At 40.8% G+C, this 26539-nt stretch carries 26 protein-coding genes; all 26 read right to left on the reverse strand.

Features of this window, described 5'->3' with window-relative positions:
- Positions 1-43 precede the first annotated feature (43 nt).
- Positions 44-871, reverse strand: coding sequence for an exodeoxyribonuclease III (locus DTK66_RS05900; RefSeq protein WP_191668074.1), 828 nt, complete (start codon positions 869-871; stop codon positions 44-46).
- Positions 871-1209 carry a MazG-like family protein gene (locus tag DTK66_RS05905; protein ID WP_191668075.1) on the reverse strand — a complete coding sequence of 113 codons (339 nt, stop codon included), beginning with the start codon at positions 1207-1209 and terminating at the stop codon, positions 871-873. The genes DTK66_RS05900 and DTK66_RS05905 overlap by 1 nt, the downstream gene beginning before the upstream one ends.
- Before the next feature lie 123 nt (positions 1210-1332).
- A complete protein-coding gene (gene rplS / locus DTK66_RS05910) occupies positions 1333-1692 on the reverse strand; it encodes a 50S ribosomal protein L19 (protein WP_153710673.1) in 360 nt (119 codons plus the stop codon).
- 120 nt (positions 1693-1812) lie between these two features.
- A complete protein-coding gene (locus DTK66_RS05915; protein ID WP_191668076.1) occupies positions 1813-3243 on the reverse strand; it encodes an APC family permease in 1431 nt (476 codons plus the stop codon).
- Positions 3244-3253: 10 nt separating this feature from the next.
- Entirely contained in the window at positions 3254-4012 is a 759-nt protein-coding gene (gene trmD / locus DTK66_RS05920; RefSeq protein WP_153930098.1) for a tRNA (guanosine(37)-N1)-methyltransferase TrmD, read from the reverse strand.
- The gene (gene rimM, locus DTK66_RS05925) at positions 4012-4518 is read right to left on the reverse strand and encodes a ribosome maturation factor RimM (RefSeq protein WP_191668077.1); all 507 of its coding nucleotides are present in this window, start codon (positions 4516-4518) and stop codon (positions 4012-4014) included. Before rimM ends, trmD begins: the two co-directional genes overlap by 1 nt.
- 54 nt (positions 4519-4572) lie before the next feature.
- Positions 4573-4833, reverse strand: coding sequence for a KH domain-containing protein (locus DTK66_RS05930; RefSeq protein WP_191668078.1), 261 nt, complete (start codon positions 4831-4833; stop codon positions 4573-4575).
- Positions 4834-4845: 12 nt separating this feature from the next.
- Positions 4846-5121 carry a 30S ribosomal protein S16 gene (rpsP, locus tag DTK66_RS05935; protein ID WP_153930095.1) on the reverse strand — a complete coding sequence of 92 codons (276 nt, stop codon included), beginning with the start codon at positions 5119-5121 and terminating at the stop codon, positions 4846-4848.
- A 99-nt stretch (positions 5122-5220) separates the two neighbouring features.
- The gene (gene ffh, locus DTK66_RS05940) at positions 5221-6666 is read right to left on the reverse strand and encodes a signal recognition particle protein (protein ID WP_153930094.1); all 1446 of its coding nucleotides are present in this window, start codon (positions 6664-6666) and stop codon (positions 5221-5223) included.
- Complete coding sequence (locus tag DTK66_RS05945) at positions 6667-7008, reverse strand: putative DNA-binding protein (protein WP_153930093.1); 342 nt, start codon at positions 7006-7008, stop codon at positions 6667-6669.
- A 12-nt stretch (positions 7009-7020) separates the two neighbouring features.
- Positions 7021-8514 (reverse strand): signal recognition particle-docking protein FtsY, encoded by a 1494-nt coding sequence (gene ftsY / locus DTK66_RS05950; protein WP_191668079.1) that lies wholly within the window; start codon positions 8512-8514, stop codon positions 7021-7023.
- A gap of 21 nt (positions 8515-8535) precedes the next feature.
- The gene (gene smc, locus DTK66_RS05955) at positions 8536-12099 is read right to left on the reverse strand and encodes a chromosome segregation protein SMC (protein WP_191668080.1); all 3564 of its coding nucleotides are present in this window, start codon (positions 12097-12099) and stop codon (positions 8536-8538) included.
- Between the two features lie 16 nt (positions 12100-12115).
- Positions 12116-12817, reverse strand: a complete 702-nt coding sequence (gene rnc / locus DTK66_RS05960; RefSeq protein WP_153930090.1) for a ribonuclease III — start codon at positions 12815-12817, stop codon at positions 12116-12118.
- A 175-nt stretch (positions 12818-12992) separates the two neighbouring features.
- Positions 12993-13247 (reverse strand): acyl carrier protein, encoded by a 255-nt coding sequence (acpP, locus tag DTK66_RS05965; protein WP_153930110.1) that lies wholly within the window; start codon positions 13245-13247, stop codon positions 12993-12995.
- Between the two features lie 36 nt (positions 13248-13283).
- On the reverse strand, positions 13284-14315 hold the full coding sequence (gene plsX, locus DTK66_RS05970; RefSeq protein ID WP_153930089.1) for a phosphate acyltransferase PlsX: 1032 nt from the start codon (positions 14313-14315) through the stop codon (positions 13284-13286).
- A gap of 15 nt (positions 14316-14330) precedes the next feature.
- Positions 14331-16367 carry an ATP-dependent DNA helicase RecG gene (gene recG / locus DTK66_RS05975; RefSeq protein WP_191668081.1) on the reverse strand — a complete coding sequence of 679 codons (2037 nt, stop codon included), beginning with the start codon at positions 16365-16367 and terminating at the stop codon, positions 14331-14333.
- 195 nt (positions 16368-16562) lie between these two features.
- Positions 16563-18272 (reverse strand): DAK2 domain-containing protein, encoded by a 1710-nt coding sequence (locus DTK66_RS05980; protein ID WP_191668082.1) that lies wholly within the window; start codon positions 18270-18272, stop codon positions 16563-16565.
- A 25-nt stretch (positions 18273-18297) separates the two neighbouring features.
- Positions 18298-18660: an Asp23/Gls24 family envelope stress response protein gene (locus DTK66_RS05985; RefSeq protein ID WP_003663831.1), complete on the reverse strand. Its 363-nt coding sequence runs from the start codon at positions 18658-18660 to the stop codon at positions 18298-18300.
- 221 nt (positions 18661-18881) lie between these two features.
- Positions 18882-19067 carry a 50S ribosomal protein L28 gene (gene rpmB, locus DTK66_RS05990; RefSeq protein ID WP_003663833.1) on the reverse strand — a complete coding sequence of 62 codons (186 nt, stop codon included), beginning with the start codon at positions 19065-19067 and terminating at the stop codon, positions 18882-18884.
- Between the two features lie 141 nt (positions 19068-19208).
- Entirely contained in the window at positions 19209-19871 is a 663-nt protein-coding gene (locus tag DTK66_RS05995) for a thiamine diphosphokinase (RefSeq protein ID WP_191668083.1), read from the reverse strand.
- Between the two features lie 145 nt (positions 19872-20016).
- Positions 20017-20670 (reverse strand): ribulose-phosphate 3-epimerase, encoded by a 654-nt coding sequence (gene rpe, locus DTK66_RS06000; protein WP_153930086.1) that lies wholly within the window; start codon positions 20668-20670, stop codon positions 20017-20019.
- A 10-nt stretch (positions 20671-20680) separates the two neighbouring features.
- Positions 20681-21571: a ribosome small subunit-dependent GTPase A gene (gene rsgA, locus DTK66_RS06005; RefSeq protein ID WP_153930085.1), complete on the reverse strand. Its 891-nt coding sequence runs from the start codon at positions 21569-21571 to the stop codon at positions 20681-20683.
- Positions 21572-21583: 12 nt separating this feature from the next.
- On the reverse strand, positions 21584-23488 hold the full coding sequence (gene pknB, locus DTK66_RS06010) for a Stk1 family PASTA domain-containing Ser/Thr kinase (protein WP_191668084.1): 1905 nt from the start codon (positions 23486-23488) through the stop codon (positions 21584-21586).
- 2 nt (positions 23489-23490) lie between these two features.
- Entirely contained in the window at positions 23491-24231 is a 741-nt protein-coding gene (locus DTK66_RS06015; RefSeq protein ID WP_191668096.1) for a Stp1/IreP family PP2C-type Ser/Thr phosphatase, read from the reverse strand.
- 7 nt (positions 24232-24238) lie between these two features.
- Positions 24239-25588, reverse strand: a complete 1350-nt coding sequence (rsmB, locus tag DTK66_RS06020) for a 16S rRNA (cytosine(967)-C(5))-methyltransferase RsmB (RefSeq protein ID WP_191668085.1) — start codon at positions 25586-25588, stop codon at positions 24239-24241.
- Positions 25581-26534 (reverse strand): methionyl-tRNA formyltransferase, encoded by a 954-nt coding sequence (gene fmt, locus DTK66_RS06025; protein ID WP_191668086.1) that lies wholly within the window; start codon positions 26532-26534, stop codon positions 25581-25583. Before fmt ends, rsmB begins: the two co-directional genes overlap by 8 nt.
- Between the last annotated feature and the right edge of the window lie 5 nt (positions 26535-26539).

The following is a 26539-nucleotide window of genomic DNA, read 5'->3' on the forward strand; positions in this document are numbered from 1 at the left end:
CTTGACGGGACATAGTGCCATAAGATACCTGCAGTTTCTTTTTCTATAGGTCAATATCAATCTCAATTGGCGTATGGTCACGACGTTCACCGCTATCAATCATTCCTGAAGAAGTGACCTTATCAGCTAGTCGATTACTTACCAACCAGTAGTCAATCCGCCAGCCAGAGTTATTTTGCTTACTAGTAATCACCCGTTGCGCCCACCATGAGTATGCTCTTTTTTCATCTGGATGAAGGTGACGAAAACTATCAGTAAATCCAGCCGCCAGCAATTTAGTAAAATGTTCCCGTTCTTCATCAGTGAAACCTGCTGAATGATGATTGTTAGCTGGATGTGCCAAGTCAATCTCCTCATGCGCAACATTGAAATCACCACTAGCAATCACTGGTTTTTGCTGGTCTAGTTTCTGCAAATATTCCCGATAACGATCGTCCCATACTTGCCGCTCCGCAAGCCGCTTTAGACCGTTACCAGAGTTAGGGGTATAGACTTCCGTAACGAAAAAGTCAGGAAATTCAAGGGTAATGATACGTCCCTCATCATCCATTGGCGCCGGTGCCCCAATCTTAGGATATGTTACTACTGGTGCGTACTGTTTCAAATATAAGTACATTGTTCCTGCATATCCCTTGCGCGCAGGCTCTTCGGAACTACGCCAGATAACTTCATATTTAGGAAAAAGCTCTTCTAAAACAGCTAAATGTTTTTTGGTAGGTCCATTTTTAGATAGCTTTGTCTCTTGAATTGCAATCACATCAGGAGCTAGTGTTGCTATTTTTTGTAAAACTTCCCGTGTCTCACCCGCACGCACCGAGGTTCCGGTTAATGCGGCATTAATTGAATCAATATTCCATGAAATAAATTTCACTATTGTTTCCCCTTTTCATCACTTGATTTTATGTCACTTTTCTTGATAAAAACACCATCTGCTGTTGTCTTGCCTATGCGGTTCTCAATTTCGTGGTAAGCAGTTTCAACCGCCTGATAATGGTCGACCCCGATCAGTTTGCAAAAAATTAATAATGCCACTTGGAGGTCCCCAATACTATCAACTAGTTTAGCATGATTTTCTTTATTATACGCATCCGACAGTTCACCCATTTCTTCGACCATCTTCATAAACTCAACGCGTGGATCAGCATGATCAATACCACGTTCGTGCGCCCATTGATCGATTTTTTGGAACAATTCTTCATAGTCCTTCATCAACTCACCCCAATCACTAAAATTTATAATACCGCTCTTACTATATGATAAAAGATCGAAGTGAGCAATAAGGAACTTTATTTAAAAATAAAAAGCCCCTGCAATTGCAGAGACTCTCCACTACTAGTTATCGCGACGACGTTCAGCGATACGAGTAGCCTTACCAGTACGTTCACGTAAGTAGTAGAGCTTAGCGCGACGTACACGACCATGGCGAAGAACATCAATCTTGTCAACACGTGGTGAGTGAACTGGGAAAGTACGTTCAACACCAACACCGTTACTGATCTTACGTACAGTGTAAGTAGCACTGATACCAGCACCGTGGCGCTTGATAACAACACCTTCGAACATCTGGATACGTTCACGTGAACCTTCAACGATTCGTGCGTGAACCCGAACAGTATCACCGGCACGGAATTCTGGAATATCATCCCGTAATTGACTAGCAGTAATCTTTTCGATTAACTTGTTTTGACGCATAATATATTTCTTTCCTTTCGCCGACATTCATGTCCGTATGTGGGCAGCGGAACACCGTTATTCATAGCTAAACAGCCAATAAATACTATACACGTTTTTTTATACTGTTTCAAGGGAAAATTAATGGTTTTCCTGATTAATAATCGAATGACGAATCCCGTAAACAAAATAAATAAGTAAACCAATAACAAACCAGCCGACCATCAAAATTTTGGCGTCAGTATTCAATCCCCAAAAGATTATTGCGGAAAATATTGCGGAGATTGCTGGTAGGACGGGATATAACGGCATCTTAAATTGGGCTGGCGGCAAGTCAACCCCCTCACGCGGACGCAACGCATAAATCCCTAGAGAAACAAAGATAAAGGCAACTAACGTTCCTGCTGAGACAAGGGTGGCTAAAAATGTAAATGGGAAGACAGAACCCAGAATCATCGCCAACACAGTAATCATCCATAAAGCATGATTAGGAACATGTTTTTCATCAATTTGGCCAAGCGTTTTAGGTAATAAGCCATCACGGCCAAACGCGTAGATAAGCCGTGAAGAAGCTAGCAAAATAGCAATTAAGGCTGAAAAAATCCCGACAATTGCGACTATCGATAACAAGTTGGCAGTTATATAGTGTCCTGATTGGCGGAGCGCCCAGGCAGCCGGTTCAGCATTATTAGCATAGCGACTATATTTAAACATCCCCACTAACACTAGCGAAACTGCGATAAAGAAACCCGTTCCTAATAGTAGCGTTCCAATTAAACCACGTGGCATCGTTTTTTCAGGGTTTACCGTTTCTGCTGTATTAGCCGCAATTGCATCAAAACCAACATAAGCAATAAATATTTGGGCCGTCCCTGCTAAAATTCCTTGCCACCCACCAAAAGTTGTTCCCGGTTGATGAGCTGGTAAAAAGGGAACGTAATTTTGCGGATGAATTGCCGTAGCGCCAACAACAATAAACATTAGGATAACTAACAGCTTAACGCTCACAATTAGATTTTCAATCCTACTAACTTGATGAACTCCCCGAGAAATTAATGCCCCAACGATTAGGATAGCAAAGGCAGCCAATATATCAACATAAGATCCAGTATGGGGATTAAATCCTCCTGCTAAAGCCGGTGGTAACTTAATACCAAAACTACCGAGAAATCCTTGCATGTATGCTGACCAACCAGAAGCCACAAAGGCCACAGAGATAAAATATTCAGCAAGTAAGGCCCAACCCGCGATCCAGCCAAAAAATTCGCCAAAAAGAACATTAATCCACGAAAAAGCAGACCCAGCAAATGGTAATACTGATGATGTCTCAGCATAAGCCAAGGCCGACAAACCAGCACCAATTGCTGCCACGATGAATGCTAACGGAACAGCTGGTCCTGTATGGTCAGCAGCCACGATTCCTGGCAAGGTAAAAATTGCCGTTCCTACAACCATTCCCGTTCCTAGCCCAATCAAGTCTTTTGTATGTAAGCTTGGTGTCAGTTGAGCGTCCTTTTCTTGATACACTTTTGGGTTTTGCTTAAGAAATAAACGTTTAATAAATTTTTTCATCCACATCACCCTAATCTGGAACAGTCGGATCTTCATCAAGCTTAATATCTTCCAGCATTATTTGCTGTTCCCGACTAAGTTTTGCATTTTCCAGCAAGTCAGGACGGCGATGCAGGGTCCTTCGCAACGACTCCCGCATCCGCCATTCTTTAATCTTTTGGTGGTTCCCACTCGTTAACACTTCTGGTACCTTCATTCCACGAAAATCAGCAGGACGGGTATACTGGGGATATTCCAAAAGCCCATTGCTAAATGAGTCACCCATTGGAGAGGACATGTTGCCAAGAACCCCTGGAACAAACCTGACCGTAGCATCGATCATAACCATTGCCGCTAATTCTCCACCCGTCAATACATAGTCACCAAGAGAAGCCTCATCAGTAACTAACTGGCGAATCCGTTCATCGTAACCTTCATAGTGACCACAAATAAAGGTTAGGTGGTCCTCTTGAGCTAATTCTTTAGCATAGGCCTGATCAAATTTACGTCCTGCCGGATCCATTAAAATCACGCGCCCTTTAGAATATTGCCCTTTCGTTTGTTCCTCAACAGCGGCCATGGCGTCAAATATTGGCTGTGCCTGTAATAGCATCCCCGCACCACCACCAAATGGCGCATCATCAACATGATTGTGTTTATCGGTAGTATACTGGCGAAAATCAGTTACATTAATATCTAAAAAGCCATTATCCTGTGCTTTACCAATAATTGACTCGCCAAGAGTAGCTTGAAACATATTAGGGAATAAACTTAAAATGTCAATTCGCATTATTCCAGTCCCTCCATCAATTCCACTTTGACCACTTTCGCAGCAAGGTCAACATCCTTAATAACATCATCAATCACTGGCAATAATAAATCATTTTTATCTGGGCGCTCAACAACCCAAACATCATTAGCGCCGGGGGACAAGATTTCTTTAATTTTGCCTAGCTGTTGGCCATCCATTGTTTCAACATTTAGGCCAATAATTTGGTGATAATAATATTGACCATCTTCTAGTGGTTGCTGATCTTCTGCACTCACCATTAATTCATGATCGCGAAATTTTTCAACATCATTAATATTGTCGTAGCCCCTAAACTTCACTAAAATAAAGCCCTTGTGTTGACGCGCTTTCTCGATTTCTAGTGCAAGGGGTTCTTTTTCCTCTTGCAAGTATAAGGTGGTTCCCGGTGCAAAACGTTCATTGATAAAGTCAGTCGTTGCGAGAACCCGCACTTCACCACGAACGCCATGCGTATTTACAATTTTACCGACATTATAATATTTCATTTTTTCCTCCAAAAAAGACAAAAACCCCCACAGATTAGTGTGGGAGTTTTAAATTTAGTGACGATGGTCATTAATCAATAACCGGACGCGCTTAGAGTTAGCCCGTCGAGATTGAGCACCCTCGACTACCGTCCGCAATGCCGCTGCAACATGTCCCTGCCGACCAATCAAGCGACCAACATCACTCTGGTCGACACTGATTATGTAATGATGATAACGTCCATCATTATTCTGAGAAATTGACAATGCTTGCGGATATTTTAATAGCGGGGTCACTAAACTACGAATTAACGACTCTACATTTGTCTCAGCCATGATTAACTATCACTACTTCTTTGCGTACTTAGCTTCGTGGTACTTCTTCATAACGCCAGCTGCTTGAAGCATGTTACGAACAGTATCTGAAGGTTGAGCACCCTTTTGTAACCATTCCATAACAGCGTCTTCATCAAACTTGACTTCTTTAGGAGTAGTCAATGGGTTGTAAGTACCAACAGCAGTAATAAAACGACCATCACGTGGAGCACGTGAGTCAGCTACAACGATCCGGTAAAATGGACGCTTCTTTGAACCCATACGCTTTAAACGAATTTTAACAGACATTCTTTGCACCTCCCTGATTTCTTTTAACAGATAATAATATACCAGTGTTCAAATAGAATGTAAAGTATTTTTTCTTGACAGGCTTAAATTTTCTCAAAATTATTTCTTTTTGCGTAGTTTACGCAGTTTTTTAATTCGCTTTTGCTTATCTTTTTTCATCTTTCGCGCCATCCTATTCATCGCCATTTGACCCATTTTGCCACCCGGCATCTGACCGCCAAACATATTCTGCATTCCGTTGAGGTTACCATTTGTTACCTGCTTCATCATCTTCCGCATTTGATTAAATTGTTTAATCATTCGGTTAACTTCAACAATTGGCCGTCCTGCACCAGCTGCTAATCGACGACGGCGGCTTGGATTCATCAAGTCAGGATTCTCACGTTCTTCTGGAGTCATTGAAAGGACAATTGCCCGAATATGCGCAAATTGCTTCGGATCAAGGTTAATATTCTTTAACGCCGGATTATTAGCCATTCCTGGCATCATTTTTAAAATATTTTCAAGTGGCCCCATCTTAGTGACCTGGTCCATTTGGGCTAAGAAATCATTATAATCAAACGTATTTTCACGCATCTTATCCATGGTTTCTTGGGCTTGTTCTTCATCGAAATTCTTTTGAGCCTTTTCAATCAGCGTCATCATATCGCCCATGCCGAGAATTCGTGATGCCATTCGATCCGGGTGGAAAACATCGAGGTCTTCCATTTTTTCACCTTCACCGACAAATTTAATCGGCTTACCGGTAACAGCACGAATTGACATGGCAGCCCCGCCACGGGTGTCACCATCTAACTTAGTTAAAACAACCCCGGTGATATCTAACTTATCGTCAAATCCTTGCGCGGTATTAACAGCATTTTGTCCCGTCATTGAATCAATAACCAGCAAAATTTCATTTGGTTCAACGAGTTTTTTAATATTTGCCAGCTCATCCATTAATTGCTCATCAATTTGTAGACGCCCCGCTGTATCGATAATGACGTAATCATTATGATTTTGCTTGGCAACCTCCATCCCTTCACGAACAATCTCAACTGGATCAACATCGGTTCCCTTTTCAAAAACAGGAACATCAATTTGGTCAGCTACTTGTTGTAACTGGGTAATCGCAGCTGGACGGTACACATCGGCCGCAATAAACATTGGCCGCGCATGATTTTCGTTTTTTAACCGTAATGCTAACTTACCAGCAGTCGTTGTTTTACCAGCACCTTGAAGACCAACCATCATAATAACGGTTGGAATATGGGGAGCTTTATTAAGAGGAACTGCTTCTTCCCCCATTAATTTAGTTAATTCTTCATTAACAATTTTAACAATCTGTTGGGCAGGATTTAGTCCCTTTAAGACTTCCGCACCAGCAGCTTTTTCACGAACCGTTTTTACAAAGTCCTTAACAACTTTAAAGTTAACGTCGGCTTCCAAAAGGGCAAGGCGGATTTCACGCATTGTCTCCCGAAGATCTGCTTCAGTAACTTTTGGCTTTCGCCGTAATTTTTCCATCGCCTTTTGCAGACGATCTGTTAAACCTTCAAATGCCATTTATTCTTCCTCCAAGCTTTCCAAATGATTTACTAAATGATTTAAGGTTTGATCATTCGGATAGTTTTCATGAACGTATCGTTGAATCCGATCCGCCTGCTGATTTCGAACTTGAAATTCAGCATATAGATGCAATTTAGCTTCATAATCTTCTAAGATACTTTCCGTACGCTTTATATTATCGTAGACTGCTTGACGACTAACATTAAAGTTTTCTGCAATCTCACCCAGTGAATAATCATCACCATAATAAAGCTCTAGATAATCATTTTGTTTTTTCGTCAATAATGGTTGATAAAACTCAAATAGCGAATTTATTCGGTAGTTCTTTTCAATTTCCATCTAACCACCTACTTAGTCTACTTCGACAAGTCCCTTGAATAAGCCATAGACGAAGTCACTAGCATCAAATTTCTGCAAGTCATCAACCTTTTCTCCTAGCCCAACATACTTAACTGGCAAGTGTAGTTCGTTACGGATTGCAAGAACAATTCCTCCTCGGGCAGTTCCATCAAGTTTAGTCAGTACAATTCCCGTAACATCAGTACTTTCCTTGAACAATTTTGCCTGATTAAGGGCATTTTGACCAGTCGTTGCATCGAGGACTAACAAAACTTCATGAGGAGCCGATGGTATTTCACGCGTAAGAATCCGCTTCATTTTGGCAAGCTCATTCATTAGGTTAACTTTATTTTGCAACCGTCCTGCCGTATCAACAAACAAAACGTCATAATCTTCATCTTTAGCTTTCTTAACTGCATCAAAGACCACTGCTGCTGGATCGCCATTTTCCGGTCCCGTAACAATATCAACACCATCGCGTTGCGCCCAGACATCCAATTGTTCAGTAGCACCAGCCCGGAAGGTATCAGCAGCTGCCAGAAGAACTTTCTTTCCTTGCTTCTTAAATAATGCCGCCATTTTACCAATTGTGGTGGTCTTTCCGGCACCATTAACCCCAACAAACATAATAACGGTCGGACCTTGCGTTGCCATTGTTAAATCAGGATTCTCATCTTGACCAGCTTCGTCGTAAAGGTCAACCATTTTTTCAATAATAACGTTGGAAACGTCTTGCTTGTTCTTGGCATTCTGCAATTTAACTTCTTCACGCAACTCATCACTAAGTTTCATTGCCATATCATAGCCAACATCAGACTCAATTAGCATATCTTCAAGATCATCAAAAAAGTCTTCATCCACATGACGGAAATTAGCTAAAAATTTATTTAGGCGGGCGCCAAACCCTGACCGTGATTTTTCCAAGCCACGGTCGTATTTTTCTGTGGTTTCATCTTTTGCTGCGGTAGCTGATTCATCACTCGTTGGTGTTGCTGACTGATTATCTTCAACAGTTGCAGGCTGATCGTTTAACGCCACTGTATTTGCAGCAGGTTCATCATTTTGAGCATTAGTAGCTGGGGTAGCTGCTGGCTTTTCATCCTCAGTTACTTCTTCCTCATTAATACTGCTAGAGCTTTTTGCCACGGTTGTTATCTGGTCATCATTTTCCGTTTCTGATTGCTCAGCGATTGTTGAATCGGCTGAAGATTTAACGGGCTTACTTTCGCTTTCGCCAATGCCATTTTCAATTCCATCATGAATTACCTCATGGGTGCCATCAGCATTGATTTTTTCTTCCCGACTCACCGCTGGTGGAATATTTACCGGCACCTTCACTTCACTTTCAGCAGAAGATGCTGGCTGATCGCTTTCTGGTACTGACGATGCTGTACTTGCTAGTTCACTCTCGCTTGCCGGTGTCGCAGAATGTGCATCAGCGCTAGCTTCATTAGTAACTTGTTCTTCTTTTTTCTTATGGCGACGGAAAATATCAAATAATCCCATATTGATGCCTCCTAATAAAAATTAATCGTTATCTTCTTTGAGGGTATCCACGACATCGACTGAAACCATCTTTGATACTCCAGATTCTTGCATGGTTACCCCGTACAGAACATCAGCGCCCATCATTGTACCCTTACGGTGGGTTATCACAATGAATTGCGGTCCCGTTGTCCCAAACTGATTAAGGTAGTTTGCAAATCGCTGCACATTTACCTCATCAAGGGCTGCTTCCGGTTCGTCAAGAATAGCAAACGGTACTGGTCGAACTTTAAGGATCGCAAATAAAAGCGTAATGGCGGTTAAAGCCCGTTCACCACCTGATAGTAAGGATAAGTGCTGATTCTTCTTGCCTGGTGGCTGGGCCATAATATCAACCCCGGTGGTTAATAGGTCATGAGGATCAGTCAATACTAGTTTAGCATGACCACCAGTAAAAATTTGTTGGAACGTTTCATCAAATTTTGCTGAAACTTGGTTAAAGGTATTGATAAACCGTTCTTTTACTTGTGCATCCATCTCCCCCATTGTTTGATTAAGCTGGCTTCGTGAAGCTAAAAGGTCATCTTGTTGTCCCTTTAGAAAATCATACCGTTCACGGACACGTTCATATTCCTCAATCGCCCCGGTATTTACTTGCCCCAAATCATCGAGTCCCCGTTTCAACAACTTCAGCCGCGTGTGTAAAGTCTCATCATCAAGTGAACTCATTTGCTTACGCGCTTCATCAATTGTCATTGAATACTGATCAGTTAAGCGGTTAAGGCATTGGTCGATCATTGCTTCACACTTTACACGTTCTTCATTCAAACTGTTTCGATCGTCCAGAGCTGCGCGTTGCAATTCTTGTAACCGATCATGGTGTGCTTCCGCTTTGGAAAGACGTTGTTCAAGCTGGTCAAGACTGATCCCATTATCAGTTAATTGCCGTTTAGCCTTCTCTTGCTCTTGATTTGCCGCGTTAAGCGCTGATTGAGTCGATTCCTCGCTTGTCGACTGATTTTTTGACTCGTGCGTTAAGCGGGCCAAGTCTGCGACTACTATTTGAAGTGAGGATTGGGCAGCCCGCATTTGTTGCTGATAATCTTTCTTTTGTCGAAGAGATTGTTGCAGCCGTTCTTCGGCAACTGCCAGCCATTGTTGCATTTGGGCCAGCTGTTCAGCCTGAGCAGATTCACTATTTTGTAACTCATCAATTTGTATAAGGATTGTTTTAATTTTAGCTTTGGTATCCTCTAAAGCTTGATGAGTTTGTTTTTCTCGTACTTCATTATCATGTGCTTGCGTCTCATAATCCTGATACTGGGTTCCCTGTTGTTGAGCTTGCAATTCTAACGTCTTAACTCGGTTAGTCAATGTCTCTTGCTTGCTTGAGATAAGCCGACAGTTGCTTTGCGCCTCATGAAGGGCGGTTTGCTGCTCATGTAATTGTTGTTGATAGTCAGCAATAACTTGATCATTTGCTTGCTGTGCATGTTGCAATTTAGCAACCTCTTGTTCTAGCGTACTTGCAAGTTGCTGTTGTTTAATTAACTCATTTTCTAATTGTTTTGCCATCTGTCTTTGACTTAACAAACCTGCGCGCTGATTTTTAGTTGCTCCACCAGTCATCGCTCCGCTAGCATTGATTAGTTGTCCATCAAGGGTAACAACGCGGATTAGGTGCCGGCCGGCCTTAGCAATTGTGGCAGCATGATCAAGGGTGTCGGCGATTACCGTTGTCCCTAACAAATGGTCAGCAATTATTTGAAATTGCGGATCATAATTAATAAGGTCCGTTGCCCGCCCTAAAAATCCCGGTAATTCGTTTAATTGTTGCCAAATATTCAACGGACGACGCTGATTAAGGGTGTCAAGCGGTAAGATTGTTACTCGGCCTGCCCGTGTTTTTATCAAAAAGTTAATTATCTTTTTGGCAGTGACTTGCCGATCAACAACTAGTTGCTGTAATTGGCTCCCCAGTACTGTTTCAACGGCAATCGTGTAATTAGCAGGTACTTCCAACAACTCACTAACAGCCCCTGCTAATCCTGGAAATTGCTCCCGTTGGCGAAGGACGCTTTGTACTCCCCGATAATAGCCGCTATATTCATCGGCCATCGACTTATAGGCATTAATCCGCGATTTAAGTGACCGAACATCACCTAATGATTGATACCATTTTCGTTGTTTGCTTTGGTATTGTTGCGCTAATGTATCGTGCCGGCGTTGCGCTTGTTTTAATTTTTCTTCAGCAGCAATAACTGCTTCATGCAATTTTGTGGCTGCGACTTCACTTGCACTATATTGCTGGCGTGTCTTTTCTAATTCATCTTTGGCCGTCGTCATTTCGGCATTGCTTTGCTGCTGTAAAACAACTGCTTGCTCATGATTCCGAGATAGGAAAGACTGTTGATTATGAATTGTTGTAATTTGTTGCATTAAGTCAACTTGTTGATTTCGCAACTCATCTACTTCTTGATTCAATTTGGCAATTCGTTCACTGCTGCTCATCTTTTTAGCAGTCGCAAGTTCGTCTTGATGGTTCTTAATTGCTGTTTGCTGCTTATCAATCTGCGCTTGTACTTCTATTTGCTGCTTTTTAAGCTTTTGGAGTTGTGTATTTATTTCTTCTTGTTGTCCGTTAAGCCGTTGGCGTTCGTTTTCGCGCTGTTCACGACGTACACTCGAAACCGACTGTTGGCTTTGAAGCTTAGCAATCGCCTCGGTCTGATTAAGGATTATTGCCTGTAAACGGTCCTTTGTCGCCGCTAATTCACGCCGCTGCTGTTTGAGCTTATCTAATTGTTGACTATCCCGATCTGCTTGACGCTTGTAATCGTCAACCATCGCATTTGCTTGTTTTAGCTTATCCCCTAAACTGACTAACTTTTGGTGATAATTGTCGTAATGACGCACAGTTTGAGTCCAATCTAAAACATCAAATTGCTTTTTTTGTTCTAAATAGTCCTGCGCGATTGCACTTTGTTCTTCTAATGGCTCGATTTGCTTTTCCAGCTCACTAATAATGTCATTCACCCTGTTAAGGTTTTCCATCGTCGTTGCTAACCGCTTTTCTGCAGTTTCTTTATTCTTTTTATACTTAGCAACTCCGGCAACAGTTTCAATAATTCCCCGCCGGTCCGCTGATTTTCCATTAAAAATTTCTTCAATCCGACCCTGAGAGATAATTGAGAACGACTCACGTCCTAATCCGGAATCAATAAATAAATCAGTAATATCCTTTAAGCGAACGTGCTGATTGTTAAGTAAATACTCGCTATCACCATTGCGGTAGATTTTCCGCGTAATCGTTAATTCCGTAAAATCACTAGCAAGATAATGATCACTATTATCAAGAGTTATTGAAACCAGTGCACGATTAAGCGGCTTACGATCTGATGACCCATTAAAAATAACGTCAGCCATCCTGTCTCCACGTAGGTGATGCGCGGATTGTTCACCCATCACCCACTGGATTGCCTCGATAATATTACTTTTTCCACTACCGTTAGGACCAACAATCCCCGTCATTCCAGGCTCAAATTTAATTGTTGTTTTTTGGGCAAACGATTTAAACCCATCTAAAGTTAATGACAATAATTGCATCAGTTATTCCTACTTACTATTTATTTTTATTACGCAGCTTATCAAGTGCTTGTTGGGCAGCTTGCATTTCTGCATGTTTCTTTGAGGACCCCGTACCTTCACCAATGACCTTCCCATTAGCCGTAACATTTACATTAAACTCGGGATCGTTCTCCGTTCCGCTTTCTTTTAACAAGTGATATTCGATATCAATATCTCCATCACGTTGCAAAAATTCTTGGAGACTAGTCTTGGCATCAACTGCGTGATCAAACCAGCCCATATCAAGCTTCGGGAAAATAATTCGTTGAACAAACTTTTCAACCGCAGGACGCCCTTGGTCTAAGTATAAGGCACCAATGAAGGATTCAAAAATATCACAAAGAAGACCGGGACGTTGTCGCGCGCCAGCCATCTCTTCACCATGACCAAGCCGAATATATTGGTCAAAATGACATTCTTTAGCAAATTTTGAAAAGCTATCTTCGCAAACCATTGCTGCTCTTAAACGAGTAAGTTTTCCTTGCGGTAATTCTGGAAAACGCTTGTAGATGTATTCTGAAACGATCAGTTCCAACACGGCATCGCCAAGAAATTCAATCCGTTCGTAAAACTTTAATCCTTGGTTCGGATGTTCATTTACATATGAAGCTTGTGTAAAAGCTTCAGCTAATAAGGATGGATTATCAAAATGAATATTAAATTCCTTGGCCAGGTAGTCTTGTAATTCTTCGATCATAAAAAATTCCTTTCATTATTGACTAAATACTAATAAAATGTCTACCGCCTATTATACTAGACAACCTGCGTTTCCGCAGAGAAAATTAATGAATATTAAGGAGTTATTAAAACCCAGAACATTGATCTCTCAATATTCTGGGTCTTCTTTAACCAATTATCACTTGAGCTAGCTGCTAATTCGCAGTATGTTCAGCAATATAGTCAACTACTTCACCAATTGTGCTGAGCTTTTCAGCATCTTCATCATCAATTTCTTCGCCAAAAGTATCCTCTAATTCGAGCACAAATTCAACAAAATCGATTGAATCAGCATCTAAATCTGTTTTTAAATTTAAATCATCAGTAATTTTGGCCCGATCAACATCAAAATGATCGGCAACGATTTCTGAAACCTTATTAAAGATTTCTTTTTTCTTATTATCAGCCATCATTATTAACCTCTCTTTACTAGTTCGCTATTTATTCTATTCGTTTTTTGCCGAATTGTCTAGATTTGTAGAATCATCAAAAAATTCGACTGTTTTTTCAATTACACCGGTTTTAAGCATCGTCCTAATTTGACTAATAGTATTTTTTACTGCTATTGCATCTGATGAACCGTGTGTTTTTACCACGGGAGCTTTCAAGCCCAATAAGACAGCTCCACCATATGTAGAAGCACTCATCTTTTGTCCAATTTGGTGGAACGTCGGTTTTAACATTAAATAGCCTAACTTAGCACGTAACCCCCCATGAAGGATTCCATGCTTAATCAAGGTCATCATCATCTTCGCCGTTCCTTCAGTTGCCTTTAACGCTGCATTAGCTGTCCAACCGTCGCTTACAACAACATCAGCTTTGCCAAATAACAAGTCTCCCGCTTCGATATTACCGATAAAATTTAAATCATCTTTTCCGTTAAGGATCTTCCAAACATCTTTATGTAATTTATCGCCCTTATCTTCTTCGGCTCCATTATTCAATAGTGCAATTCGCGGATTAGCGACCCCTAGTACATTTTCAGCGTAGAATTTACCAAGGTATGCATACTGTTCGAGATTTTTTTCTTTACTTTCTGCATTTGCACCTGTATCTAAATAGACAAAGTTGTGACGAGATGATTCTGGCTTGGCAATCGGTAAAATACTGGTCAATCCTGGACGATCGATCCCTTTGATTCGACCAACAATAAAAAGCCCGGCCGCCAAAATTGCCCCGGTATTCCCTGCTGAGAAAAAGGCATCTGCATTTCCTTCTTTAACGGCAGCTGCTGCTCGAACAATCGAAGAATCTTTTTTGCGGCGAATAGCTCGAACAGGTTCTTCTCCCATAGTAATCTCTTCTGTAGTGGCAATGACGTTTAACCGATCATTATTCTTTATGAGGGGCTTAACCTTTTCTAAATCACCATAGAGGTCAAATTCAAGGTCTGGATAAAGGTCACGAGCCTGTTCAACCCCTTCAATGATTACTTGCGGCGCATTGTCGCCACCCATTGCGTCAACTGCAATTTTCATAATATATTCTTCCTTTCAATCAAAGTGTGTTTCTAGTTCATGTCGTTTAAGATACAACACAAGCGGTTGGTTTTCATCAACATCATCCCAGTTAGGCGTTGCTAATAGGTTACCAGCATCAGATCGTGCTATTTGGAGCATTTTTAAATCAGCAATCGGATCTCCCACTTTAAATTCTGGCATCCCTGATTGCTTTTTACCTAAAATATCACCAGAACCACGCAGTTTTAAGTCTTGTTCTGCTACTTTAAATCCATCATTCGTGGCAACCATTGTTTTCATGCGTGCTTTACCTTCGTCAGTCTTAGGATCAGCAATTAGCAAGCAATAGCTCTGACGATCTCCTCGTCCTACTCGCCCGCGCAATTGGTGAAGCTGGGCCAGTCCAAAGCGATCAGCATCATAAATAACCATCACTGTCGCATTGGGATTATCAACCCCTACTTCAATAACCGTTGTTGCAACAAGAACCTGGAGATCGCCAGCCTTAAATTGTTGCATCGTGGTATCTTTTTCATCTGTCCCCATTCGTCCATGCAATAAGCCGACCTTATAGTCAGGCTGTAAATCGGCTGACAATTGCTGAAAAAGGGCGGTTGCATTTTGAACATCTAAGGCCGCAGACTCCTCAATTAATGGACTAACAATATAAGCTTGCGCACCATTTTTTAATTGATCCCGCAAAAAGTGAATAGCTTCAGCATGCTGGTTAGACTTTAGCCATTGAGTTTGAATTGGTTTTCGTCCTGCCGGTAGTTGGTCAATGACGGAAACATCCATTTCTCCATAATTAGTAATCGCCAGAGTGCGGGGAATTGGGGTAGCTGTCATCGCTAAAACATCTGGGTGCTCCCCCTTTTCCCGAAGCCGTTGACGTTGATTAACGCCAAAACGGTGCTGCTCATCAGTTATTACTAAGCCTAGGTTAGCATATTCAACATCATCTTGAATCAAAGCATGGGTGCCAATTATTAAGTTTACATCACCACGTTTCATGGCGGTTACTAAGCTCTGGTGCTGTTTTGCAGTAAGCGAACCAGTTAAAAGTGCAACATGGACATGAGTTCCTTCAAAAACACGTGATAATTTTTCAGCATGCTGAGCTGCTAAAATTTCTGTGGGGGCCATCAACGCCGCTTGATAACCTGCAGTTACTGCTGCATAAATTGCAATCGCGGCGACAACCGTCTTTCCAGACCCAACATCCCCTTGAAGCAAACGATTCATTTGGTATGGCTGCCGCATGTCCCGACAGATTTCATTAACAACTTTCTTTTGGGCATTAGTTAGCTCAAATGGTAAACCCGCAATAAATTCTTTTAACTCATCATTATGGTATAAAATACGATTACCATTTTCCTGGCGGTGGGCCCGCCGAATAGCCTGTAAACGTAATTGAAAGAGAAAAAACTCCTCATAAGCAGCGGTGCGCCGAGCAGCTTTGGCGGTTGCTTGATTTTGTGGGAAGTGAATCTCCTTAATCATTTGGCGCCGATCCATAAGCCGATAGCGGTGCCGCAGCGTTTCTGGCAGATAAGTTGGGATTATATTACCGTATTCTTCATAAGCTTGCCGAATAAAACTTTGTAAAATATTTTGTCGGATATGCTTATTAACTGAATAGACTGCACCAAACTCATTACGGCTATCAGCTTGCTCTTTAATTAGCTTGTTGGCGGTTATTTGCCGGCGAGGAGCATCCCATTTACCCATCAGCGTTACTTGCTGGTTAATCGCCACCTGTTTCTTTATGTAGGGTTGATTAAAAAAAGTAGCCATAATTACTTCCTGCCCTACCTGTACCCGAAAGCTAAGGCGATTTCGCCGATAGCCATAGCGAGTTAATAGGGGTTCAGAAACAACAATCCCCTGCAATGTAATTTTTTGTTTGTCTTTTGCACCTGCAATATCAGTAGGTGTAAAGTCATTATAACGGGTCGGATAATAAGTTAACAGATCTTCAATTGTATCGATTCCCAAGGTTGCAAGATCAGATACCCTTTTAGGCCCAACACCCTTCAAGGCGGCAACCGAATCCGTTAAGCTCCGCACTTCCTCTCACCTCTTTATACATACAGCTAATAGTTAAAAATGAGGCCGGGAAAAAACAAAGAAGTTTTTTCTCAGCCTCTTTTTCATTATGAAGAAACTACCAGACTCAAGGCTAAATACAAACACTAAACCGTCCGCATTATAATTTGCTAGCTAGTGTTGCTCTTTTGCTTTAATTAATCTATTGGTAACATCTTATTCAACAGAAATTAAGTATGGATAAACTGGTTGACCACCATCATAAATTTGAATATCTAATTCATCATCTACTTCTTCAACTGCAGCTTTAATTGCATCAGCAGTTGCTTGGTCACCATCAGCACCAAATAAAATCGTTACAATTTCACTGTCTTCATCAAGCATTGCCTTAACCATTTTTATAGCTGCTTCTTTTAAGTTAGGATCTGTGTCAACAATTTTACCGTCGACAATCCCCATATAGTCGTCTTTCTTTATTTCACGGCCATCAATTGTCGTATCCCGAACTGCATTGGTAACAGCCCCACTGGCAACCGTGTCTAGGTTTCCTTCCATATTGGCTTGATTCTCATCTAAAGTTGCCTCTGGATTATATTCTAGCAATGCGCTCATAGCTTGAGCAATCGTCTTGCTATGGACAATCTTGGTAGGGATATCCGCCACATCAGCAGCCTGTTCTGCCGTCATAAAGATATTTCCGTTATTAGGAAGTACTAATGCCTGTTTGGCACCACTATTATTAATTGCCTCTAAAATATCTTGGGTACTTGGATTCATCGTTTGACCACCCGTAATGATATGAGTAACACCAAGGCTCTTTAATAACTTAGCAATCCCCTCACCAGACGCTACTGCGATAACAGCAGTTTTAATCTCTTTCTTTGCTTCAGCAGCTGCTTTAGCTTTTTCAATTGGCGATTCATCTTTAGCATTATCTTCATCATTTTCCATGATTTCTTCTTGTTGCCAAACCATATTATGAATTTCGATTGTCTGTAAGTCACCAAACTGTTGTCCCCACGATAATACTTTACCTGGATGTTCCGTATGCACATGAACGCGGACAACTTGGTCATCATTTAAGACAAGAAGACTGTCACCAAGATCAGCTAAATAGTTATAAAAAGTATCGTAATCAAACTTTTGGGTAACCTGCTTACCTTTACCAATCCGCACTAACATTTGGGTACAGTAGGTATATTTAATATCTTCTGGATTAAGCTTACCTTGGACGCTTTGATGATCCATTGCATGGACCATCTCATCAATCTCAGCATTATCTGGTTTGTAGTCTTCACTCTTATCTACTCGCCCGCTTAAAGCCTCATCAAATGCACGCAGGACAAATACTAACCCTTGTCCACCAGAATCAACAACTCCTACTTCTTTTAAGACCGGTAAAAGTTCAGGGGTCTTTTTCAGCGCCTTTTCACTTGCCTCATAGATTGCATGCATAATTTCAACAAGATCGTCAGTTTCTTTGATCTTATTTAAACCCTCTTGGGCAGATTCACGAACAACTGTCAGAATAGTCCCTTCAGTTGGCTTCATCACCGCCTTATAAGCAGTCTTAGCACCATTTGCGTATGCATTAACAAAATCTGCAGCAGATAGGACTTCCATCCCAGCCGTTGCCTTTGCAAAGCCCCGAAAAATCTGCGATAGGATAACACCTGAATTACCACGTGCCCCCATTAGTAAGCCCTTAGCTAAGGCTGCACTAAGGTCACCTACCTTCTTGCTAGTTTCGTTACGCTCATACTTAGCACCACTAGCCATTGAAGAAGTCATATTTGTCCCCGTATCACCATCTGGAACCGGAAAAACATTTAATGAATTAATAAATTCGGCATTTTTGCCAAGCTTATCTGCGGCCGCTTGGACCATCTTGCCAAACTCAAGGTTCGTAATTTTTGTTACAGCCAATTCGAAATTCCTCCCCAATGCTCTTTTAATCTTCTAGTGTCCGTACACCTTGGACACATACATTTACTGAGTTAGCCGTGATACCGAGCATTGTTTCAAGATTATATTTTACTTTTGCTTGGACACTCTTTGATACTTCTGAAATTTTAGTGCCATAGCCAACGATAATATTAACATCAACTGCTACGCCATTATCTTGTTGTCGAACAACAACTCCGCGAGCAAAATTTTCACGACGAAGAATTTGATTTACTCCATCCCGCAACGGGTTTCGACTTGCCATTCCAACAACACCGTAGTTATCAGTAGCAGCACCACCAACAACTGATGAAATAACATCGTTATCAATGTCAATTGTCCCTGACTTAGTTTTGATTTTTACTGCCATCGTCATGGCCTCCTTATAAAATACCAGTGTTAAAAATATCCACTGTGTTATTACTGAACTTTATAAAGATAATTTTAATAAAGCTCACAATTAAATCAATACCATCATACCATAGCATATTTCAGTAAAAAAGTAACCTCCGCATATTTCTCAAAGTGATCAAGGGGGTTAATTATATTAATATAAAAATAAGCCGCCCAACTGGACGGCATCATTTTTAATTAAACCCGAGTCACTTTACCTGACTTCAGTGTACGTGCTGAAACGTATACCTTCTTAGGCTTACCATTAACTAAAATGGTTACCTTTTGCAAGTTAGGCTTCCAGCTACGCCGACTTGAGTTAAGGGCGTGGGAACGCTTGTTACCAAATTGCGTCCGTTTACCGTTGATAAAATCTTTAGCCATTGGTGGTACCCTCCTCTTTGTTTCATATTTTTTCGTTTACGCAAAACTGCGATATAACTCACCTAATTAATCTACCATAGGCACCGCCACAATGCAAGATTTTTCTTTCAAGTAATTTTCCTTGACAGGCATTTTATTCTCCTAATTGCCGATTTTTAGCGGATCACTGCACTGGATTACGGCAACGATCCCCTTTTGAAATGAAAAATGATTTTCTTTGGCCGTAAATTCATTACTAGTCCATGAAAACGGAATTTCACTGTCCCAGTCTAATAATGGGTATTTTTCATCTAGTAAAGTCAGTCTCTTTACGGGGGTCAAGTTAACAAAAGCTAAATATTTTTTCCCTTTTAGGTGAGTAATTGTATGTGCCCCAGGAAGATAATAGGCCATCACATTTTGCCGGTCAATTATTTTTATCCGTGTTAAGTATGGTTTAAATTCAGCTTGTAGTGGTAAAAACAAGTTTGCTAATAGGTGGTCTAAGCGTCCGCCAGTTGCGCCAAAAACGTCTATTTCATCTGGAACGTTACCTTGAGTCGCAAATCGTATTCCCAATTGAGTATCGGTATAGTCTTTTTCCGGCGGGTAAACTTTTACTTGATAAAGTGCATCCTCTAATCCTTGCAATTCCATATCAGTGATTGAATCAAAATCACCGACAGCAATGGCTGGAATTATTCCCATCTTCAAAAGGGTGACTGCTCCCCGATCTACACCTACCCATTTCTCATTTGCCCGCTCTTTAATTAGATTAGTCGGAACCATCGCAAGCGGTCCACCCACAAGTACATTTACTCTCATTTTAACCTCGTAAAATTAAAAACGCGGAAATTAGCACGTTAACGACGTAGATGCTAGTTTATAATTCCACGTTATTTTGAATATTTGTTTACAAAAGAGCTAAAGGCTGAGAAAAACTTTTGCTTTTCCCAGCCCCTTAGCTAAATTACTTTGTAGCGTCTTCAAGCGCCTTAATGCGTTCTGCAGGATCTTCAGCATTAAAGACATATGAACCAGCTACGGCAACTGTTGCGCCAGCTTTGTAACAATCAGCAACCGTCTTGTCGTTAACTCCCCCATCAACTTCGATATCAAAGTTATAACCCTTTTCTTCTTTAATTGCGTTTAATTGTGCAATCTTGTCAACAGTCTCTGGTAGGAACTTTTGGCCACCAAAACCAGGATTAACAGTCATAACCAATACTTGATCTACCATGTGTAATACCGGTTCAATCATTGCAACTGGCGTCCCTGGATTAATAACAACTTCAGCTTTTACACCACCGTTTTTAATAATTTGAAGGGCCCGGTGAATGTGCTGAGTAGCTTCAACTTGAACACCAATAATATCAGCACCGGCATCAATAAACATTGGCAAAATATGTTCTGGTTGTTCAACCATCAAGTGAACATCCAAAACCATCTTCGTAATTGGACGAATTGCCTTAACGAAGCCAGGCCCATAGGAGATACTTGGAACAAATGTACCGTCCATTACGTCGATGTGCAAGTATTGTGCACCAGCCTTATCAACCTTTTCAATATCTTTTTGTAAATTGACATAATCTGCACTTAAAATTGATGGTGCAACTTTAATCATCCTAATTCCCTCATTTCTTATAATTTGGTTTCTGATTAGCAATCAATTCGTGGAACTGAACGTAATCATCATACCGACTCTTCATGATTATACCATTGTTTAATGCTTCCTTCACAGCACATTGTGGTTCTTTTAAATGAAGACAGCCACGAAACTTGCAATTTGAAGCAAGACGTGCCATTTCAGGAAATAAAAACGGCAAATCATTAACAGTCATATCAAAAGTTTCATATGATGAAAAACCAGGTGTATCAGCAATCAATGCACCATTAACATCTAACAGGCTGACCTTGCGAGTAGTATGACGTCCCCGTTGCAGGGCTTGTGAAATCTCACCAGTTGCAAGTTCAAGCTGTGGTGCTAAGTGGTTAAGCAAGGTTGATTTACCAGCGCCAGTTTGACCCATCATCGTTACAATTTTGCCTTTTAAGCACGACATCAGTGATAACAATTGGTGAGGCTCAAAAGGGTTGGGGTTAGCAAAAACCTGATAACCTATTTTTTGATACCCTTCAATTATTGGTAAAAGCTGCTGATATTCCTCTTCACTTAATAAATCAGTCTTTGAGAAATAAATCACCGGTTCAACTTTTTGTGCTTCTAAAGCAATTAATTGCCGGTCCAATAAATTAGCAGAAAAAGCCGGTTCTTTTGCTGATGTAACTACCACTGCCATATCAACATTAGCAACCGGTGGTCTTACCAATTGATTACGACGAGGCAGAATTTTTAGCAAGTAACCTTCCTGCTGGTTCTCTGCACTAAATTCAACATGGTCACCAACCACCGGTTTTATTTTCCGCTGCCGAAAATTACCGCGTGCCCTTGTCCTATAAATCTTGCCATCTGCGAAGATATCATAAAATCCACTTAATGATTGTTGAATGATTCCCGTTTTCAAGCTGCACCTCCATTATCCTGTAATATTTGTTGCACTCATAATTGTTCGACCATTACGCACAACCCGATAAGCGCCAGTTTGTCCCTGCTTAAGTGTAAATGGTACATTGATCGTAGTTTCTTGGTTGATTGTAATATCTTGGTATTCCATTGTTAAGTTATGGTTAGCATCACGGATATATACTTGAACCCGATTTTCAAGCTGACCACCATTCCCATCAAACGGAATATTAATCTGAATATTTGTCGTTTTTGTCTGATTGCCAGAATTAGCAATTGAAACCGTAAGCGTATCACCATGGTTTAAGGTTGACCCCGCACGTGGGGTTTGACTAATTACATGATTAGTTGCAATTGTTTTTGACTTTTTCTCTTGTGTCGTTAACTGCAGCTTATTTTTATTAGCAAATTGCTGAACGGCACTGATATCTTGATTTTTAAAACTAGGGATTTTAATTGGTTCCTTACCAGCGCTAACCTGAAATACAACTGTATCGGAAGCCGTCTTAATAATCGATCCCTTTTTATGGTTTTGTTTAATAATTTGTCCTTTATCTACATCATCTGAATAGATATTTTCTTTATGGACTTGAAAACCCTTTCGTTGCAAATTGGCTGCAACTGTCGAATAATCATCGCCAACATAATCAGCCATCTGCCACTGCTTTACTCCCGCACTTACTACTAGGTTGATGGGCGTACTTACACGCGTTTTACGGCTAGCACCAGGACTGGTTTTAACAACATGATTCTTATCAACCGTCTGACTGTTTATCCGCGTAATTTTTCCAATCCGAAGATCTTGCCGGTGTAATTTACGTTCAGCTTTTACAACTGGCATTCCTTCAACATCTGGAGTAATCACTTGGCGAATAAAAAACCACCAACTACCAAATAGCAGTCCAGCTATAATGACTATGCTACCACAGATAATCCCATATTTCTTCCACCATGATTTTGTTGGTTTCGTTGATGCTCGCTTCTTAGACTTTACTTCAGAAAACCGATTATCATCTTTTTTTAAACTTTTTATATCTAATACTTTAGTCTCACCATTATCGTCTTGGTGGAGTTTTAATCGTGGTTCATTTGCCCGTTCTGGAGCTAAAGCCGTTTTCAAGTCTGCTGCCATTTCAGCAACCGAATTATACCTATTTGCCGGTTCCTTAGCAGTAGCTCTAATTATTACATTTTCTAACGACTGGGGAATTTGCTTATTTTGTTCACGAACTGACGGAATTTCTTCGCGGAAATGTTTAAGTGCAATCGATACAGCAGTCTCGCCTTCGAACGGAACCTTACCTGTTAACAATTCAAATAAGATAATTCCCAGTGAATAAATATCAGACTGTTTTGTTGCAATACTTCCGCGTGCTTGTTCTGGAGACAAATAATGGACAGACCCCATGAGGGTATTAGTTTGCGTTAAAGAATCTTGCGATACAGCTACAGCAATTCCAAAGTCTGTAATCTTTATATTTTTATTTTCATCTATCAATATATTTTGCGGTTTTAAGTCACGATGGATAATTCCGTGAGCATGGGCAGTTGCAACAGCAGAAAGCACTTGCTCCATAATATCAATAACTTGCGGCAATGGAATAGGGTAATGCTTCTTGATGTAAGCCTTTAAGTCGGTGCCTTTTACATATTGCATAACCATATATTGCAAGCCATGGTCTTCACCAACATCATAAATACCGACGATGTGCGGGTCATTAAGCTGGGTTGCGGCCATTGCTTCCCGGTGAAAACGTCGCTTAGTATTTGGATCATCACGTAGATCAAGCCGTAATAATTTTACAGAAACATCGCGGTCTAATACTATGTCATGAGCCAAATAAACATTCGCCATTCCACCTTCACCAAGCGAACGAATTATCCGATAACGGTGACCAATTTCATATCCAGGATTCATACCTAGCCCTCCTGGTCACTATTAATTCCGATTAGAACGGTAATATTATCTGGACTGCCAGCATCGTTAGCCATTGCTACTAATTTCGTACATTTTTCCTGCAACGAAATCGGCTGTTTGAGCACAGCAATGAGCTGGTCTTTTTCAACGGTCTTAAACAAGCCATCAGAACACATTAATAACTGATCGCCTTCGTTTAGTTCAAAGCGATTTACTTCAACTTGAGCGTCAGGTGAAATGCCAATTGCGCGGGTAATAATATTACTCTGCGGTAATTTTAAAGCTTCATCTTCGGAAATATCCCCAGTTTTCACTAATTCATTTACCAATGAATGATCAATAGTTATTTGCGTTAATAAGTTCTGATGAAAAATGTAACCACGACTATCTCCAATATTAGCAACGACAAGAGCATTTTTAAATGCAATTGCAGCGACCATCGTGGTTCCCATCCCCTGTAACTGAACATTACGCTTAGACTGAGTTAAAATTTGATTATTAATTAACTGTGTCTCTCGTGCAAACCAGCGAATTCCCTCCAGCGGTGTTTGCGGTGGATTTTCCTTAAAGCGATTTCCCAATACGGTCACGGTATGTTCTGCCGCAATATCACCACTACGATTACCACCGATTCCATCAGCAATAACCATTAACTGGTTACCATCATCATTAGTAAACATATTAACGCGGTCCTGATTCTGCTTGCGCTGGTGACCAATATCTGTTTGATAAGCAACTTTCATCAATTTATTATAGTCCCTTCTTAAGGCTGCTAATAAAAAAGCCATCAGAGTCAAAGTCACTCGGCAAAATGGTTAACGTTGCGGAGTGACGACTATCTTTAACTTTACGTGTCGTTGTCGTCTTTACTAACTCAAATTCTGGATGCTGGGAAAGAAATGCTTCAACTGTTGCATCGTTTTCTTGTTGTAAGATCGTACACGTGCTATATGTGATTATACCGCCTTTTTTTAACTTTGGTGCAACTGCATTTAAAATTGCCAATTGGATTTTATGCAGCTGCATACTATCGGCAAGCTGTTTGGTATAACGAATTTCTGGTTTTCGGCGTAATAGTCCTATTCCACTACATGGCGCATCAACTAAGATTTTATCAAAGCTTTCATCTTCAAACCGTTCATCAACTTTTCGGGCATCGAGGGCATAGGCATCTACTCGATCGCTTACCCCCATTCGTTGCGCATTTTTCTCAATCAGGCTAACTTTATGCTGATGAATGTCAAGTGCCTCAACAGTACCGCCATCATTAGCGGACAAGTAGGTGGCGATTTGCACGGTTTTTCCGCCAGGAGCAGCACAAGCATCAAGAACTTTGTCCGCGGGCTTAATATGCATACTTTCAACTGCCAGCATCGCACTTTCATCTTGAATAGTAATTTTTCCATCACGAAAAAGATCGGAGGTGATAACTTCTCCTTTTGTAATGACTAAAGCATCCATTGCAATCTCACTTTTATGATATTCAATTTTTAAATTATCCAATGCTTGTTTAACAGCCGGGACAGTCGTCTTAGCAAGGTTTACCCGCACTACTTGATGGGCTGGCTCATTAATCGATTGTAAAATTTTGCCAGTGTTTTCTTCACCATATTGTGTAAGCAGCTCATTAACTAACCATTTTGGAACACTATTTTGAATACTCAAACGTTGAGAAGTAGCTTTAATTTCATTTAGCGCTGGCAATCCCTTTCTTAATACTGCATGTAATACACCAGTTACAAACTTGCGAATACCAGGGTTTCCACGACGTTTGGCAATCTTAATGCTTTCATCCGTAACGGCCCAGTTAGGAACACGTTCTAAATAATGAAACTGATAGATCGCAGAAAGTAACAATATTTTGACCCACAGATCAAGTTTGCGTTCATCAACAAAGCTATCCAACCAATATTCAAGTGTTAACTTATGTTGTAAGACCCCATAAACAATATTAGTTGCCAACCGGCGATCCTTATCTTCTAACGGATATTTTTTTAATAATTGGTCAAGTTGGAGATTTGAGTAAGCTCCGTTTCTTTCAATGCGTTCAAGGGCAGTCAAAGCTAATTCACGGGCATTTTGCGGTTGAAATTTAGTCATTAGTTACAACTTGTCCTCCCTCAACGATATTTTGATGGCCATTAAGGTAAGCGGTAATATCCATTGCTTTTTTACCCGCCGGCTGTAATTTATTGATCTGATAAACAGTTCCATCACCAGCGGCAATTGCCAGTTGATGTTTAGTAACTCGAACTACTTTCCCTGGGTCAAGCGTTGTTGTCTCATTTAATGGCGTAACATCATAAATCTTTGTTCGCAAGCCATCGATCATCATATTACCAAGCGGTACTGGTCGTAGTCCCCGAACCTTTGCATCAATAAGGTTTGCCGGTAAATGATAATCAATTTGTTCTTCAGCACTACTGATATTAGGGGAGAAGATAACTTTATCTGGGTCTTGAGCTACTGGATTAACATCCCCGCTAATAAGTTTCGGCAACGTCTCTAAAAGCAGGTCGCGTCCTAAAATGCTAAGCTTTTCAAACATTGTTCCGCTATCATCATCAGGCATGATAGGAATTGCTTTTTGTGCAATTACATCACCAGCATCCATTTTTTTAACCATGTACATAATGGAGACCCCAGTTTCTTTATCCCCATTAATAATTGAATATTGAATTGGCGCTCCGCCACGATACTTTGGCAATAAAGAACCATGAACATTAATTGCCGCAATTTTTGCAGCATCCAGTAGTTTAGTTGGTAAGAACTGTCCGTATGCAGCCGTGATCATTAAATCTGGCTGTAATTCAATAATCTTTGCCATTTCTGGGCTTTTACTTAGTTTTGCCGGCTGTAAAACTTCGATATTGTATTTCTTCGCTAATTGTTTTACTGGCGATTCATGAAGCGTTTTTTTACGCCCAATACGGTGATCGGGCTGAGTTAACACAGCCTTAACATCATATGCTGGATTATCAATTAAACTTTTTAAAATTGGAACAGCAAATTCTGGTGTTCCCATAAAAACGATTGATGTTGTCATTTTTG

Origin of the sequence: Limosilactobacillus walteri, assembly GCF_014830205.1 — a bacterium.
Lineage (GTDB): Bacteria > Bacillota > Bacilli > Lactobacillales > Lactobacillaceae > Limosilactobacillus > Limosilactobacillus walteri.

Coding starts and splice junctions, on each gene's coding strand:
- rimM (WP_191668077.1), bottom strand. CDS start 4,518: ATGAAATATTATAATGTCGGTAAAATTGTAAATACGCATGGCGTTCGT.
- DTK66_RS05985 (WP_003663831.1), bottom strand. CDS start 18,660: ATGGCAGTAAAAATCAAAACTAAGTCAGGGACAATTGACATTGATAAC.
- rpmB (WP_003663833.1), bottom strand. CDS start 19,067: ATGGCTAAAGATTTTATCAACGGTAAACGGACGCAATTTGGTAACAAG.
- smc (WP_191668080.1), bottom strand. CDS start 12,099: ATGCAATTATTGTCATTAACTTTAGATGGGTTTAAATCGTTTGCCCAA.
- DTK66_RS05930 (WP_191668078.1), bottom strand. CDS start 4,833: ATGGCTGAGACAAATGTAGAGTCGTTAATTCGTAGTTTAGTGACCCCG.
- trmD (WP_153930098.1), bottom strand. CDS start 4,012: ATGCGAATTGACATTTTAAGTTTATTCCCTAATATGTTTCAAGCTACT.
- rplS (WP_153710673.1), bottom strand. CDS start 1,692: ATGCGTCAAAACAAGTTAATCGAAAAGATTACTGCTAGTCAATTACGG.
- rpsP (WP_153930095.1), bottom strand. CDS start 5,121: ATGTCTGTTAAAATTCGTTTAAAGCGTATGGGTTCAAAGAAGCGTCCA.
- DTK66_RS05945 (WP_153930093.1), bottom strand. CDS start 7,008: ATGGAAATTGAAAAGAACTACCGAATAAATTCGCTATTTGAGTTTTAT.
- pknB (WP_191668084.1), bottom strand. CDS start 23,488: ATGAATCCTGGATATGAAATTGGTCACCGTTATCGGATAATTCGTTCG.
- rnc (WP_153930090.1), bottom strand. CDS start 12,817: ATGATCGAAGAATTACAAGACTACCTGGCCAAGGAATTTAATATTCAT.
- DTK66_RS06015 (WP_191668096.1), bottom strand. CDS start 24,231: ATGAAAGTTGCTTATCAAACAGATATTGGTCACCAGCGCAAGCAGAAT.
- ftsY (WP_191668079.1), bottom strand. CDS start 8,514: ATGGGATTATTTGATATTTTCCGTCGCCATAAGAAAAAAGAAGAACAA.
- DTK66_RS05905 (WP_191668075.1), bottom strand. CDS start 1,209: ATGAAGGACTATGAAGAATTGTTCCAAAAAATCGATCAATGGGCGCAC.
- ffh (WP_153930094.1), bottom strand. CDS start 6,666: ATGGCATTTGAAGGTTTAACAGATCGTCTGCAAAAGGCGATGGAAAAA.
- DTK66_RS05995 (WP_191668083.1), bottom strand. CDS start 19,871: ATGAGAGTAAATGTACTTGTGGGTGGACCGCTTGCGATGGTTCCGACT.
- acpP (WP_153930110.1), bottom strand. CDS start 13,247: ATGGCTGATAATAAGAAAAAAGAAATCTTTAATAAGGTTTCAGAAATC.
- fmt (WP_191668086.1), bottom strand. CDS start 26,534: ATGACAACATCAATCGTTTTTATGGGAACACCAGAATTTGCTGTTCCA.
- rpe (WP_153930086.1), bottom strand. CDS start 20,670: ATGATTAAAGTTGCACCATCAATTTTAAGTGCAGATTATGTCAATTTA.
- DTK66_RS05915 (WP_191668076.1), bottom strand. CDS start 3,243: ATGAAAAAATTTATTAAACGTTTATTTCTTAAGCAAAACCCAAAAGTG.
- plsX (WP_153930089.1), bottom strand. CDS start 14,315: ATGAAAATTGCAGTTGACGCAATGGGTGGCGACAATGCGCCGCAAGTA.
- rsmB (WP_191668085.1), bottom strand. CDS start 25,588: ATGACTAAATTTCAACCGCAAAATGCCCGTGAATTAGCTTTGACTGCC.